The sequence below is a fragment of the Vulcanococcus limneticus LL genome, from assembly GCF_002252705.1.
Classification (GTDB): Bacteria; Cyanobacteriota; Cyanobacteriia; order PCC-6307; family Cyanobiaceae; genus Vulcanococcus; species Vulcanococcus limneticus.
The window spans coordinates 16,199-29,582 of the sequence record NZ_NQLA01000035.1; the positions used below are offsets into that span (position 1 = coordinate 16,199).

The following is a 13,384-nucleotide window of genomic DNA, read 5'->3' on the forward strand; positions in this document are numbered from 1 at the left end:
GCCGGGCAGGCGGCCGTGGGGGAGTGGGCGGGGATCCCGGCGCAGGGCGCGGGAGTGGCGGCCGCCTCAGCTCATCCGACGGAACGCGAGGCAGACGTTATGGCCACCAAATCCAAAGGAGTTGGACAGCACGACGTTCAGCTTCTGCTCCCGCGCCTGATTCGGTACGACATCCAGATCACAGGCCGGATCCGGAGTTTGGTAGTTGATCGTAGGCGGCACCAGGTTGTGGCCAATGGCCAGCACGGAGGCCACGGCCTCGATGCCACCGCTGCCGCCCAGCAGGTGCCCCGTCATCGACTTGGTGGAGCTGACAGGGATTTGGCTGGCCCGCTCGCCCAGGGAGGCCTTGATGGCGGCGGTCTCGTTGCTGTCGTTGGCCTGGGTGCTGGTGCCGTGGGCGTTGACGTAGTCCACGTCCTCAGGTTCCAGGCGCGCGTCGCGCAGGGCCAGGCGCATGGCCTCGGCGCCACCCACGCCCCCCGGTGAAGGGGAGGTGATGTGGTGGGCGTCGCAGGTCATGCCGTAGCCCACGATCTCGGCCAGAATCTCAGCGCCGCGGGCCTGGGCGTGCTCCAGGCTCTCGAGCACCAGCACGCCGGAACCCTCGCCGATCACGAAGCCGTTGCGCTCCAGATCGAAGGGGCGGCTGGCGGTGGCGGGGTCGTCGTTGCGGAATGAGAGCGCCTTGGCGCTGGCGAATCCGGCCACCCCAAGGGGAGTGATGGCCGATTCGGCGCCGCCGGCCAGCATCGCGTCGGCCAGGCCGAGCTGGATCAGGCGGAAGGCATCGCCAATGGCGTTGGAGCCGGCGGCGCAGGCCGTAGCCACGGCGGTGCTGGGCCCTTTGGCGCCAAGGGCGATCGCCGCCAGGCCCGTGGCCATGTTCGGGATCATCATCGGCACGCAGAACGGACTGACCCGGTCCGGACCGCGATCCGCCAGTACGTGGGCTTGGGTTTCCATCATCAGCAGGCCGCCCACGCCGGAGCCGATGGCCACGCCCACCCGGTGCTGGTTGCCCTCGTCGATGGTCAGGCCGGCCTGGGCCACGGCCTGTTTGGCCGCCACCACGCCGAACTGGCAGAACCGATCCCAGCGCTTGGCTTCCTTGGGCTCGATGGAGCCCCTTGGATCAAAGCCCTTCACCTCGGCGGCGAAGCGGCAGGCATGGCGCGACGCATCGAACAGGGTGATCGCCTCGACCCCGTTTCGGCCCGTGCGCAGACCTTCCCAGTACGCGGAAACGTCGTTGCCGATCGGTGTGACCGCGCCGAGGCCTGTGACCACGACGCGGCGGAGACCCTCCACCATCGGGATCCTCAGGCCTGCTTGTCCTGGATGTACTTGACGGCGTCGCCCACGGTGGCGATGCCTTCAGCCGCCTCGTCGGGGATCTCGATGTCGAAGGCCTCTTCCAGGGCCATCACCAGTTCAACGGTGTCGAGGGAGTCGGCGCCCAGGTCGTTCTGGAAGTTCGATTCGGGCTTCACATCGCCTGCGTCGACGCTGAGCTGCTCGACAACGATCGAGCGGACTTTCTCGAAGATCGCGTCCTGGGACATGGCCGGAGTGTTCGGAGGCCGCATCCTACGGGGCGGCCTGCGGCGGCCCCCCCGGGCCGTATGAAAAAGGGTGACGGCGCGGCGGCGGCGGCAGGGAGGGCCCGGCCAGCGCGGGTACTTTTGGCGTCACGCCGTTTGTTCCCGGCCCAGGCCCATGTCCCACGCCGTCAAGATCTACGACACCTGCATCGGCTGCACCCAGTGCGTGCGGGCCTGCCCCCTCGACGTGCTCGAGATGGTGCCCTGGGACGGCTGCAAGGCCGGCCAGATCGCTTCCTCCCCCCGCACAGAAGACTGCGTGGGCTGCAAGCGCTGCGAAACCGCCTGCCCCACCGACTTCCTCTCGATCCGCGTCTACCTCGGCGACGAGACCAGCCGCTCCATGGGCCTCGCCTACTGAGGTAAGGCCCGGGCGGCCAACGACCTGTGTTCCAGGGATCTGTTGCCGCCGTTCACCCATAAGCTCAAGCCCAGCTCCGGCTGGGCTTTTTTATTGGCGGTGTCTCCGGGCGCCGCCGCCCTCCTCCCTCGGCATCTATGTGCGGCATCGTGGCGGTGATCGGTTCGCGGGAGGCGGCTCCCCTGCTGCTGGAGGGCCTGCGGCAGCTCGAGTATCGCGGCTACGACTCGGCCGGCCTGGCCACGGTGGAGGCTTTGGCGGCGGGCCCGGCGGGCAGCCCCGCTGAGGGACGGCTCACCTGCCTGCGGGCCGAGGGCAAGCTGATCAACCTCACCCACCGCTACGAGCAGCACGGGGCCCCGGGCCAGTGCGGCATCGGCCACACCCGCTGGGCCACCCACGGCAAGCCGGAGGAGCGCAACGCCCACCCCCACCTCGACGGCAGCGGCCGGCTGGCGGTGGTGCAGAACGGCATCATCGAGAACTTCCGCACCCTGCGCGAGGAGCTGCAGGCCGAGGGCGTGGTGTTCCGTTCGGACACCGACACCGAGGTGATCCCCCACCTTGTGGCCCGCCAGCTGGAGCGGATCCAGCAGGGCCGGCCCGCCAGCGGGGCCCTGCTGCTGGAGGCCGTGCAGCAGGTGTTGCCGCTGTTGCACGGCGCCTATGCCCTGGCGGTGGTGTGGGCGGCCCTGCCCGGCGCCCTGGTGGTGGCCCGCAAGGCGGCGCCGTTGCTGATCGGTCTGGGCGAGGGTGAATTCCTCTGCGCCAGCGATACCCCGGCCCTGGCTGGCTTCACCCGCACGATCCTGCCCCTGGAGGACGGCGAGGTGGCGCTCCTCACCCCCCTGGGGATTGAGCTCTACAACGCGGCCGGCGAGCGCCAGCAGCGCACCCCATCGCTCCTGAGCGGCACCGAGCACGTGGCGGACAAGCGCAGCTTCCGCCACTTCATGCTCAAGGAGATCCACGAGCAGCCGGAAACGGCGGCCCTGTGGGTGGCGCGCCACCTGCCGGAGGGCGGCACGGCTGGCGGCCAGGCCGGCGCCTCGCTGGTGGCCCTGCCCCTGGATGAGGGGGTGTATGAGGGCGTGGAGCGGATCCAGATCCTGGCCTGCGGCACCAGCCGCCACGCGGCCCAGGTGGGGGCATACCTGCTGGAGCAGCTGGCCGGCATCCCCACCAGCGTTTTCTACGCCAGCGAATTCCGCTACGCGCCGCCGCCGCTCTCGGCCCACACGCTCACGATCGGCGTCACCCAGTCGGGTGAGACGGCCGACACCCTGGCGGCCCTGGCGATGGAACAGGAGCGCCGCTCCCTGGTGGCCGACCCGGCCTTCGCGCCGCGGCTGCTCGGCATCACCAACCGGCCCGAGAGCTCCCTGGGCCGGCTGGTGCCCCACATCCTCGATATCGGCGCCGGCATCGAGGTGGGGGTGGCCGCCACCAAGACCTTCCTCGGCCAGCTGCTGGCCTTCTATGGCCTGGCCCTGGCCTTCGCCGAACGGCGCGGCGGTGGCGCCACCGGCCACGGACCCGAGCAGCTGCGCCGCCTGGTGGCCGCGCTGCGGGCCCTGCCGGAGCAGCTCAAGGCCCTGGTGGAGGACCACGACCGCCGCTGCGCCGAGCTGGCCCACCTGTTCGCGGACACCCAGGACGTGATCTTCCTGGGGCGGGGCATCAACTACCCGATCGCCCTCGAGGGTGCCCTCAAGCTCAAGGAGATCAGCTACATCCATGCCGAGGGCTACCCGGCGGGTGAGATGAAGCACGGGCCGATCGCCCTGCTCGACGCACGGGTACCCGTGGTGTCGATTGCTGTGCCGGGCCTGGTGTTCGACAAGGTGCTCAGCAATGCCCAGGAGGCCAAGGCCCGCGATGCCCAGCTGATCGGGGTGGCCCCCGAGGGCCCTGACACGGAGCTGTTCGACACCCTGCTGCCCGTGCCGGAGGTGGATGAACTGATCAGCCCGCTGCTGACGGTGATCCCGATGCAGTTGTTGAGCTATCACATCGCCGCCCACCGGGGTCTGGATGTGGATCAGCCGCGCAACCTCGCCAAGAGCGTCACGGTGGAGTAGTGCCGGCGTCGGGTGTGTGCCTCGGGGCGGCCACCGGCCGGAGGCCGGAATGCCGCCCCGAGGCACACACCCGACGCACCGCAGGAGTTTGGGGTGGGGAGGGACTTTGGGCGCTTGGCTGAGCGCGGCCTGTTGCCGGGGCGGCCGATGTGGGCGCCTGAAGCTCCCTCAGGCCTCCGCGCCTCCACCACTCCCTTCCCCCACTCCCGGCTGCCGGTGAGGGGCTGAGCGAAGGGCCGCATTCCGGCCTCCGGCCGGTGGCGGCCCGAAGCTCAGCCCCTCACCGGCACGCGCCCACTCCGGCCATAGAGGTCTTCGAAGCGCACGATGTCGTCTTCGCCGAGGTAGGGGCCGCTCTGCACTTCGATCATCTCGACCGGGATGCGGCCTGGGTTGGTGAGGCGGTGTCTGCAGCCCAGGGGGATGTAGGTGCTCTGGTTCTCGCCCACCAGCTCTTCCACGCCGTTCTTCTCCACCACGGCGGTGCCGGCCACCACCACCCAGTGCTCGGCGCGGTGGTGGTGCATCTGCAGCGAAAGCGAGGCGCCGGGGTTGACCACGATCTTCTTGACCTGCCAGCGCTCGCCCTCGGTGACGCCGTCGTAGGAGCCCCAGGGTCGGTAGATCCGGCGGTGGGCCCGGCTCTCGCGGGCGCCGGCCGCCTCCAGCTGCCCGACGACCGCCTTGATGTCCTGGGCCCGGTCGCGGTGGGCCACCAGCACCACGTCGTCCGTTTCCACCACCACCAGGTCTTCGACGCCCAGCCCCACCACCAGCCGGTGTTCGCTGCGCAGGTAGCAGTTGCGAGAGTCCTGGCTGATCACCCGGCCCCGCAGCACATTGCCCTCGGCGTCCTGATCGGCCGTCTCCCAGAGGGCACTCCAGCTGCCCACGTCGCTCCAGCCGGCTTCCAGGGGCAGCACGGCGCCACGGTCGGTCTTCTCCATCACCGCCACGTCGATCGCCACGTTGGGGCAGCCCGCGAAGGCCTCCCGCTCCAGCCGCAGGAAGTCCAGGTCGGCGCTGTCGTGCTCAAGGGCGGCGCGGCAGGCGCTCACCACCTCGGGGGCCAGCCGCTCCAGCTCGGCCAGGATCGCGCTGGCCTTGAACAGGAACATGCCGCTGTTCCAGGTGAAGCGCCCGCTGGCCAGGAATCGCTCGGCGGTGGCGCGGTCGGGCTTCTCGACGAAGCGGGCGATCGGCACGGGGCCCTGGGGCACCGCGCTGGCTGCGTTGGCCTCGCCGGCGATCGCGGATTCCGGGGCGGCGGCGGCCTCGATGTAGCCGTAACCCGTCTCGGGGGCGGTGGGCACGATCCCGAAGGTGACCAGGGCGCCGGCCTCGGCGGCGGGGATACCGGCGGCCACGGTGGCGCGGAAGCGCTCCGCCTCCCGGATCACGTGGTCGGCGGCGAGCACCAGCAGCAGCGGATCCTCACCGCGGGCCGTGGCCTGGAGGGCGGCCACGGCCACGGCGGGGGCGGTGTTGCGGCCCATCGGTTCCAGCAGAATCGCGGCCGGCTCCACGCCGATCTGGCGCATCTGCTCGGCCACGATGAAGCGGTGGTCCTCGTTGCAGATCAGCAGCGGCGCGGCCAGGCCACCGAGGCCCTGCAGGCGCAGCTGGGTCTGCTGCAGAAGGGTCTCTTCGCCGCTGCCGGCCAGGGCCCAGTACTGCTTGGGATAGCTGGCGCGCGACAGGGGCCAGAGCCTGGTGCCGGTGCCACCGCAGAGGATCACCGGCACCAGGTCGGAGCCGCCGGAAGCGGTCGTCGCGCTGTCCGGGGCGCTGGAGATGGTGGCGCTTGGGGTAGCGGACATCGCGGAGGTATCACTCGGCAGCGGGGGGAGCCGCCCGTCGGCCCGCTCCCCATGGATGCCCCCATTCCAACCCAGAACCGACGTGGCAGGAAGGTGGCCGAGCCGGATCCCTGGCTGCCGGGCGGGAGTCCTGGCCGCCGGCCTGGCCCCTGCCGCCAGGCCTCAGCCCTCGGCCAGATCCAGCAGGCCCGGCGGCGGCGTGAGCGACAGCCAGCCCTCCGCCAGCTCCACCCGCGGCACGATCGCCTCCACGAAGGGGATCAGCAGCCGGCGCCCGCCCTCGCTCAGTTCCACCTCCAGCAGGTCGTTGCCGGCGTGGATCAGGTCGCTGACCCGGCCGATCATCGCGCCATCGGCCTCCAGCCGCACCTCCAGGCCCACCAGATCCAGCAGGTGGAACTCGCCTTTGGCCAGCTTGGGCCGGTCGGCGGCAGGCACCAGCAGGTCGCGGCCCACCAGGGCCTCGGCGGCGCTGCGGTCGGCCACGCCCTCGAAGCGCACCACGTAGAGCTCCCGGCCGGGCAGCTGGCGACCCGTCAGCAGCTCCAGGGGCTGGGGCGGTTCGCCGCGGCGCTGCAGCCAGCGGCGGCCGGGGCGGGTGAAGCGCTCCGGGAAGTCGCTCATTGGGTTGATCCGCAGTTCGCCCTTCAGGCCCTGCACCCCCACGACCCGGCCCACCACCAGCAGCTCCTGCTCCTGCTCCATCGGCATCGGCGTCGCCGCACTCTCGCTCTCCGGCGTTGCGGCGGGGATCGCTTCAGTCGTTGTGTCCCTCATGCGGCCCATCTCCGTGCCCTGTGGCTCGATAATGGCCCCACGACTGGGCCCACCCATGGCTGACACCCTGCCGATCCTCCCCGGCTCCACCGTGGTGGTGCGCGACGGCCGCTCGATCTACGACGGCTACCGCGGTTTTGTGCAGCGGATCAGCGGCAGCCGCGCCGCCGTGCTGTTCGAGGGTGGCAACTGGGACAAGCTCGTGACCCTGCCGCTCAAGACCCTCGAGCAGGTCTGAGTCGCTCCAGGGCCTGCCGCGCCGCCTCCTGCTCCGCGACCCGGCGCGAGCGGCCCCAGCCCTCGCCCAGCCGATCCTCGCCCAGCCGCACCACGCAGCGGAACCGGCGCGGATCGGCGTGGATCGTGCTGATCTCCTCGCTGCGGTAGTCCGGCAGGCCGCGGCGCAGCCCCTGGCTCCACTCCTGCAGTGCCGACTTCCAGTTGTGGCGGTCCGGGTCGGCCTCAAGCTCGGCCGCCGTAGTCCGCCAGTGGGGCGTGAGCCACTGAAGCACCGGCTCCAGCCGCCCGCCCCAGATCCGGTAGAGCGCCCCCACCACCGCCTCACAGGCCTCGGCCCGCAGGGTGGCGCGGCCGGCCTGGTCGCCCGCCGCCATCGGCCCGATCCGCAGCGCCGCCTCCACGCCGCAGTGCTCGCCCAGTTCCGCCAGCCAGCGGTCGCTCACCAGCTGGGCCCGCAGCGCTGAGCTCTGCCCCACGCCCAGCTGCGGCTGCTCCCGCTCCAGGTATTCCGTCGCCGCCAGCCGCAGCACCGCATCGCCCAGGAACTCCAGCCGCTCGTGGTCGACCGCCAGACCGGCGGAGGTGTGGGTGAGGGCCGCATCCAGGGGGGCCAGGTCGGCGCCGGCCGGCGGCTTCAGGCCCAGCCCCGCCAGGAAGGCCTGCAGCTGGGCGGGGCGATCGGGGGCCTGGGCGGTGGGCATGGACAGCGGAATCGGGCCGGCGGGGTGGGACCGGGATATCGGGCCGACGGCAGGGGCGGCCGGGGAAAGGGGTGAAAGCAGGACGTAAGCCGGGTTCTGTTCACCGCCGGCAAGCCGGCGGGGGTGATCATCTGTCTGGGACCGCCGTTACCGGCGGCCTCGAGCGGCGCACGTGAAGCGGGACGGGTGTCATGGCCAACCGTTGTCCCTGGGCCTTGCTCCCAGCCGGGGTTTACCGAGCCAGCACCTCTCGATGCTGCTGGTGCGCTCTTACCGCACCCTTGCACCCTTGCCTGTGCACGCCAGGGTTGCCCCTGGTCGGCCATCGGCGGTGTGTTTCTGTGGCACTCTCCTCACGGTCACCCGCACTGGGCGTTACCCAGCAAGCCTGGCCATTGGGGAGCCCGGACTTTCCTCAACCAGGCCCGTATCGCCGACCCGAAGGCCGGGACGCAGCCCGATCGCGACCACCTCGCCTGCTTTCGGGCTCCATCATGCCCCTGCGGGCGACGCGCATAATGCGGAGGCGGGCTCCGCCCGTGGGGGGCTGTAGCTCAGCCGGATAGAGCGACGGTTTCCTAAACCGTAGGTCGTGGGTTCGAGTCCCGCCAGCCCCGTTCTTCAGGACCCCAGGTGCTGCATGGGTTTTCAGGGAAGCCAAGGCCTGGAGAGGCGTTCGTCGGCCAGCGCCGGCTGCCAGAACGCCGCGCTGACGCTGGCCGATCGTCTCCAGGGCTCGGACCAGTTGATCCGCTCGCTCGGCTCCCGTGGATGGCGATGACCGGGTCTCCTGATCGACGGACGCGGCTGGACCAGCTGGGCCGCTTTGCCCTGCGGGGCCTCCGCATCGGCGCCAGCACGGTGTCGATCGTGGAGCTGCTGCGCAGCGACTGGACCGGCGGCATCAGTGCCGGGGTGGCCTGGTTGGTGTTTCTGCAGGTGGAGCGGAGGTTGCCCCCGTCAGATCAGGGCCCCAAGGACGCGTCGTAGCCGCTGGTCGGAGGCTCTGGCGGCATCCAGAAGTGCCTGTTTCCTTTCACCGCGCTGTCGCTGGGCGGAGGGGTGGATCGGTTCTCGCGGCCATGGGGTGGGGCGTCCCGCACCTGGGTGGTGAGGGCCGAATCGGGAGGTTCGGCTGCCTGGATTCCGCGGGCTGAAGGGCGCGGCGACAGTGTCTGCACCGGGGGCGGATCACGACCCCCTCAACACATTCCTTGCGATTTCAGCCATGCTGACCCTGCGTTCTTCTGCACCCTTCGATCTGTTTGATCGCCTGGAGCAGCAGCTCAACCAGCAGTCGCAGACCGCCGAGCGCGTGCCCGCTGCTGAGGTGCACGAAACCCCCGAGACGTATGCCGTGCTGCTCGAGCTGCCCGGCGTCGACAAGGCGGCCATCGAGGTGAAGGCCACCGATCGCACCCTGGTGATCAGCGCGGAGCGCCGTAGCCACCAAGGGCCCTCGGCTGAGGGTGAGGCCACAGTCAAGGCACCGCTGCTGAGCGAGTTCCGCTATGGCACCTGGAGCCGCAGCTTCCGCTTTCCCCAGGCCATCGATCGCGACCGGCTGCAGGCCACCTACCGCGATGGTCTGCTGCGGGTGACGGCCCCGAAGGCCAACACGGTCACCTCCGTGACGGTGCAGGTGGAGGACTGAAGCTCACGCCCCCTGTGAAGCCCCTTCATGAAGAGCCGTTGCCCCTGGTGACGAGCGGTGTCGTCCCGGGGAGGGGCCGTTGCGTCCAGCGGAGAGCGGGACGATGGTGATGGCAACGGGATTCGGAGGCTCCGCTGATGGACGACACCCCCCCTGAGCACCAACCAGGAGTGCGCTGACGATCCGGCCCCTGCTCCAACACTCTCGACGGATCTCTGACGTTCCTGGCGTGTCAAGCCAGTCGCCGTCCATTGCACCGTTCACGACTGGCCCGTTCTCGGGCCAGTCCCAGGTGCCCCGGACCCAACGGAACGTCCCGATTGACACCTGGCCCCAGGTGCCAGCGCCGGCAGCTCCGACCACAACCGAAGACACCCTGATCTGCAAACGATCAACCGACCGCGCAGCTGCGCCCGACCCCCTTGGGACGGCACCACGGCTGAGCAGACAGACGCCCGGGGCCAACGCTCCGGGCTTTGTTGCGGCGATCAGCCGGCGTGAGGTGGCGCCTCTCTCAGGCTGCTGAGCCGTCTGGCCCAATGGTCACCGGCAGGTGGCCCGTCTTGACCCAGATCGTGCAGCCCACCTCGCTCCAGGGACGGTGGCTGCTCCCGGGTGGATTGCGCAGCCAGCTGCCGGCTGGGTAGGTGCCGTGCTCGTCTTGGAAGACGCCATCGAGCACCACGATCTCTTCCCCGCCGGGATGGCCGTGGGGCTGAAACACGGTGCCCGGTGCCCAGCGCACCAGGGCCACGTGCTCGGAGCCGAAGGCGTGCAGCGGCATCACCGTCAGCCCCGGCACCAGGCCTGGAACCCAGGCCGCACGGCGGCTGTCGATCACCAGACTTTGCTGATCGGCCGGGTGCATCTGCTGCAGCTTGACCAGGATCCTGCAGCCCTGCGCGCTGAAGGGAGCGTGGCTGGAGCCGACCGGATTGCGCAGGTAAGTGCCGGCGGGATAGTCGCCCGCTTCGTCGGAGAAGGTGCCCTCCAGCACCAGGATCTCTTCGCCGCCGCCATGGGTGTGCCGCTCAAAGTGGCTCCCAGGCGCGTAGCGCACGATCGAGGTGGCGCGGGCCACTTCACCGCCACGGCGATCGAGCGGGCGCCGCTCCACCCCGGCCATGGGTGAGGCCAGCCAGGGCAGGGTGCCGGTGTCGAGAACGGCCCGTTGACCCAGATCGGCATGGATTTCCATGGTCCTGATTCTGGTTCGCCAGCGGGGGCTAGGGCTCCGGGGCAGGGCCTGGAGGCGTTCGTCGCGCCCATGTCCGGCCGCCCAGACCTCCGCGCTCAGGACGCGTCGGATGGCCTGAGCAGCTGCTGCATCACGTCCGCCAGCCCATCGGCCAGCGGACGTGGGTGGCCAAGGCGGGTGCTCCAGATCGCCCCAGAGAGCAGCTCCTCGGTGCAGACCAGGGCCATGTCCTGGCCCTCCAGCAGCTGCAGCTGGTCCAGCGGTACCGACAGCTCGGCGTGAAACACATGGGCCGTGCGCCGATGCAGCCGGTGTTCCATGGCGTAGCGCAGCTGCCGGGGCTGCCAGCCGATCTCCTCCTGCAGCTCCCGGCGCACAGCCTGCTCCGGGGTTTCGCCGGGCTCCAGGTGGCCGCCGAACAGTCCCCAGCAGCCCGGTGCCACGATGCCGGGGATCTCATCGCGCAGCTGCATCAGCCAGCGGCCCTTCCGCTGCAGCATCGCCAGGGCGACTTCAATGGCCATGGCGGCCGATCAGGCCGTGGCCGGGCGGCGCTCCTGGAGGGCGTAGAGCCCGGCGGCCCCCACCACCAGCCCCAGGGCGCCGGCGGCGGCCAGGAACAGCAGGGTCTGCAGCACCAACAGGACGATGCCGAGGGCCGAGAACGCGGTGATGCGCACCTTGGCCTTGATCAGCAAGGTGAGGAGCAGCAACACCGTGGCCTTCAACGCCAGCACTTTGGCGGTGCTGACCGGACACAAGGGGTTCAGGAGCATGGCGACACCGCTGGTCCCCCCATGCTGCTGGCCCCACCCCTTCACCGCGTCCCCCACCCCCACGCCCGACCCACCGGTGGCGCAGCCTCGTAGCAACCACTACCTCTAGCGCCCTTTCCAATCCAGGCACCGTCGCTAGCGTGGCCCCAATCGTCATGACGCCATGGCTCAGCTGCACGATCTGCGCTTGCGGCTGCTGGTCCAACAGGAGAGCGAGCGCATTGCTGACAGCCAGCCGGACGAGCTCGATCTCTCGGTGGTACAGGCCCGCTGCCTCTGCTGGCTGGCCCTGCTGGCCGAGGCCCATGAGGACCAGGCCACCGACGCCGAGCGCCGCGGCGACGTGGAGCAGGCCATGGGCTGGTTCGCCGATTCGATGCGGCTGCGGGACGTGATCCAGGTGGTGAGTTCGATTGAAATTCCCCTGCCCGCCACGGGCGATGCGCCGCTCTGAAGCCACCCCAGGTCAGGTCCATCGCCCTGGTGCCATGATGGGGATGACTCAGTGAAGGGACTGCGGTGCCGGAAGAGCCCTGCCAATGCCCTGATTGTCAGCGGTTCTACCGGGAACACGACCGACTGATCCGCGAGAACCCCACCCTGCGCCAGCAGCAGGAACTCAACTGGGCTGCACTGCAGTCGTTCCGCACCCTGGCCGGCCGGGTGCTCGAGGAGCTGCAGAAGATCCACGGCGATGGTGAAGGCCCGACGCCTGCGGCTGCGGCCCCTGGCGCCGTCGCAGGCGGCCCCAACGATGCGGCCGACCAGGACGCCATTCAACAGGCCATGGGCGATCTGGAGAACATCAACGCCCACCTGTTCTCGATCGAGGCCTTGATGGAGCGCATCTTTGACGTGCGCGTGCCGGAGGAGGTGGAGCAGAAGTTCCGCGAGCTGGCCGGTGAGTTGGCCCCCGATCCCCTCAACGCCGATCGCCTGCGCCTGAATCGGCTGCTGCACCAGACCCCCGATCTGCCTGACCACCGGGGCTGACCCACGGGGCCGGTGCGCTCGGCGGCCGCGGATTAAGCGGCTTCCGTGATGCCTCCAGGCACAGCCGCGCCACGATCCCCTCCTCATCGGCGGGGACCGTCAGCAGCGCGAAGGGCGGTAGCCAGGCCAGGGCCGTCCGGAGTTCTGCTGCCAGCAGGGCGTCGTTGGCGCCGATGCCGCCGCTCAGGGCGATCACATCCACCCCCCCCAGGCTGGCGGCCATGGCGCCGATGCCCTTGAGCAGGCTGTGGCGGAACACGGCAAGGGCCAGCTGGGCCCCGCCGTGGCCGCTGCTGGCGGCCCGGCGCAGCTCCCGCCAGTCGCCACTGAGGCCCGAGAGGCCCCGCAGGCCACTCTCGCGAACGAGCTGCCGATCCAGCTCGGCCAGCGGCAGCCCCTCCCGCAGCAGGTGCAGCAGCAGCCCCGGATCTACGGAGCCGCTGCGACTGGCCATCACCAGCCCCTCCAGTGGCGTGAAGCCCATGGTTGTGTCGATGCTCCGGCCACCGCGGATGGCCGCCAGGGAGCAGCCGGCCCCCAGGTGACAGCTGATCAGCCGCAGCTCCCCGGCCAGTCGCTCGCCCGGGCCCTGGCCGCTGGCCTGCAGGCGGGCCACGGTCTCGGCCACGTGCTGGTGGTTCAGGCCATGGAAGCCGAAGCGGCGCAGGCCCCGGCGGCGCCAGGTCTCCGGGATGGCGTAGCTGTAGGCCTCGGGGGCCAGGCTGGCGTGGAAGCCCGTGTCGAAGCAGGCCCACTGGGGCAGTGATGGCCGCGCCGTCTGCAGCCAGAGGATCGCCTCCAGGGCTGGGCCGTTGTGCAGGGGCGCCAGGGGTACCAGGGCCCGCAGCTGGGCCAGCACAGCCGGGTCGATGGCGGTGGGGCTGGTGAGGGCCACGCCGCCGTGGACCACGCGGTGGCCCGCCAGCTGGATGCGCGGCCACCAGGGCTGCAGCTGGGGCAGCAGCCAGTGCTCCAGCACCTGCGCCAGCGGTTCGCCCCGCAGATCCCGCTGGCCCTCCCAGGGGCGGGAGCTGCCATCCCCGCCCATCGGCGTGCCCTCCGCCCCGGCGGCGACAAGGGCCGCCTTGACGCTGGAGCTGCCCATGTTGAGCACCAGCACCAGTTCGGGGGGCGCCATGGCCTCAGGGCATGTCGCAGGTGATGGTGATCGGGAAGGGC

At 70.5% G+C, this 13,384-nt stretch carries 16 protein-coding genes, 1 tRNA gene and 1 other RNA gene; 8 read left to right on the forward strand and 10 right to left on the reverse strand.

Annotated elements, in window-relative coordinates; translation table 11 throughout:
* Positions 1 to 66: 66 nt before the first annotated feature.
* Entirely contained in the window at positions 67 to 1,314 is a 1,248-nt protein-coding gene (gene fabF / locus CJZ98_RS12855) for a beta-ketoacyl-ACP synthase II (protein WP_094591538.1), read from the reverse strand.
* A gap of 8 nt (positions 1,315 to 1,322) precedes the next feature.
* On the reverse strand, positions 1,323 to 1,565 hold the full coding sequence (gene acpP, locus CJZ98_RS12860; RefSeq protein WP_094591539.1) for an acyl carrier protein: 243 nt from the start codon (positions 1,563 to 1,565) through the stop codon (positions 1,323 to 1,325).
* 154 nt (positions 1,566 to 1,719) lie between these two features.
* On the opposite strand from acpP, the gene psaC reads away from it, so the two are divergent.
* Together psaC and glmS are read left to right on the forward strand one after the other, a co-directional pair.
* Positions 1,720 to 1,965, forward strand: coding sequence for a photosystem I iron-sulfur center protein PsaC (psaC, locus tag CJZ98_RS12865; RefSeq protein WP_007099573.1), 246 nt, complete (start codon positions 1,720 to 1,722; stop codon positions 1,963 to 1,965).
* A gap of 137 nt (positions 1,966 to 2,102) precedes the next feature.
* Complete coding sequence (gene glmS / locus CJZ98_RS12870; RefSeq protein WP_094591540.1) at positions 2,103 to 4,046, forward strand: glutamine--fructose-6-phosphate transaminase (isomerizing); 1,944 nt, start codon at positions 2,103 to 2,105, stop codon at positions 4,044 to 4,046.
* A gap of 272 nt (positions 4,047 to 4,318) precedes the next feature.
* On the opposite strand, the gene CJZ98_RS12875 is transcribed toward glmS, so the two are convergent.
* Positions 4,319 to 5,866, reverse strand: coding sequence for a mannose-1-phosphate guanylyltransferase/mannose-6-phosphate isomerase (locus CJZ98_RS12875; protein ID WP_094591541.1), 1,548 nt, complete (start codon positions 5,864 to 5,866; stop codon positions 4,319 to 4,321).
* Between the two features lie 162 nt (positions 5,867 to 6,028).
* A complete protein-coding gene (rimM, locus tag CJZ98_RS12880; RefSeq protein WP_094591542.1) occupies positions 6,029 to 6,571 on the reverse strand; it encodes a ribosome maturation factor RimM in 543 nt (180 codons plus the stop codon).
* A gap of 127 nt (positions 6,572 to 6,698) precedes the next feature.
* Between rimM and CJZ98_RS12885 the strand changes: the two genes are divergently transcribed.
* Positions 6,699 to 6,881, forward strand: coding sequence for an NAD(P)H dehydrogenase subunit NdhS (locus tag CJZ98_RS12885; protein WP_094591543.1), 183 nt, complete (start codon positions 6,699 to 6,701; stop codon positions 6,879 to 6,881).
* Here the strand turns inward: CJZ98_RS12885 and CJZ98_RS12890 are convergent.
* Together CJZ98_RS12890 and rnpB are read right to left on the reverse strand one after the other, a co-directional pair.
* Positions 6,859 to 7,584 (reverse strand): ribonuclease III family protein, encoded by a 726-nt coding sequence (locus CJZ98_RS12890; protein ID WP_094591544.1) that lies wholly within the window; start codon positions 7,582 to 7,584, stop codon positions 6,859 to 6,861. The genes CJZ98_RS12885 and CJZ98_RS12890 overlap by 23 nt on opposite strands.
* A gap of 70 nt (positions 7,585 to 7,654) precedes the next feature.
* Positions 7,655 to 8,067, reverse strand: an RNA gene (gene rnpB / locus CJZ98_RS12895) — RNase P RNA component class A.
* Between the two features lie 60 nt (positions 8,068 to 8,127).
* On the opposite strand from rnpB, the gene CJZ98_RS12900 reads away from it, so the two are divergent.
* The 3 genes from CJZ98_RS12900 (at position 8,128) to CJZ98_RS12910 (ending at position 9,238) form a co-directional block, all read left to right on the forward strand.
* A tRNA-Arg gene (locus CJZ98_RS12900) sits at positions 8,128 to 8,201 on the forward strand.
* A 160-nt stretch (positions 8,202 to 8,361) separates the two neighbouring features.
* Positions 8,362 to 8,574, forward strand: a complete 213-nt coding sequence (locus CJZ98_RS12905; RefSeq protein ID WP_094591545.1) for a hypothetical protein — start codon at positions 8,362 to 8,364, stop codon at positions 8,572 to 8,574.
* Between the two features lie 238 nt (positions 8,575 to 8,812).
* Positions 8,813 to 9,238 carry an Hsp20/alpha crystallin family protein gene (locus CJZ98_RS12910; protein ID WP_094591546.1) on the forward strand — a complete coding sequence of 142 codons (426 nt, stop codon included), beginning with the start codon at positions 8,813 to 8,815 and terminating at the stop codon, positions 9,236 to 9,238.
* A 514-nt stretch (positions 9,239 to 9,752) separates the two neighbouring features.
* On the opposite strand, the gene CJZ98_RS12915 is transcribed toward CJZ98_RS12910, so the two are convergent.
* From CJZ98_RS12915 to CJZ98_RS12925, 3 genes are all read right to left on the reverse strand, one after another.
* Positions 9,753 to 10,436: a cupin domain-containing protein gene (locus tag CJZ98_RS12915; protein ID WP_094591547.1), complete on the reverse strand. Its 684-nt coding sequence runs from the start codon at positions 10,434 to 10,436 to the stop codon at positions 9,753 to 9,755.
* A gap of 95 nt (positions 10,437 to 10,531) precedes the next feature.
* A complete protein-coding gene (locus tag CJZ98_RS12920) occupies positions 10,532 to 10,960 on the reverse strand; it encodes an NUDIX hydrolase (RefSeq protein ID WP_094591548.1) in 429 nt (142 codons plus the stop codon).
* Positions 10,961 to 10,969: 9 nt separating this feature from the next.
* On the reverse strand, positions 10,970 to 11,212 hold the full coding sequence (locus CJZ98_RS12925) for a hypothetical protein (protein WP_094591549.1): 243 nt from the start codon (positions 11,210 to 11,212) through the stop codon (positions 10,970 to 10,972).
* Positions 11,213 to 11,375: 163 nt separating this feature from the next.
* On the opposite strand from CJZ98_RS12925, the gene CJZ98_RS12930 reads away from it, so the two are divergent.
* Positions 11,376 to 11,666, forward strand: coding sequence for a hypothetical protein (locus CJZ98_RS12930; RefSeq protein ID WP_094591550.1), 291 nt, complete (start codon positions 11,376 to 11,378; stop codon positions 11,664 to 11,666).
* Between the two features lie 65 nt (positions 11,667 to 11,731).
* The gene (locus tag CJZ98_RS12935) at positions 11,732 to 12,205 is read left to right on the forward strand and encodes a hypothetical protein (protein WP_094591551.1); all 474 of its coding nucleotides are present in this window, start codon (positions 11,732 to 11,734) and stop codon (positions 12,203 to 12,205) included.
* On the opposite strand, the gene CJZ98_RS12940 is transcribed toward CJZ98_RS12935, so the two are convergent.
* Positions 12,135 to 13,343 (reverse strand): acetate/propionate family kinase, encoded by a 1,209-nt coding sequence (locus tag CJZ98_RS12940; protein ID WP_094591552.1) that lies wholly within the window; start codon positions 13,341 to 13,343, stop codon positions 12,135 to 12,137. The two genes, CJZ98_RS12935 and CJZ98_RS12940, sit on opposite strands and share 71 nt — an antisense overlap.
* Positions 13,344 to 13,384 lie beyond the last annotated feature (41 nt).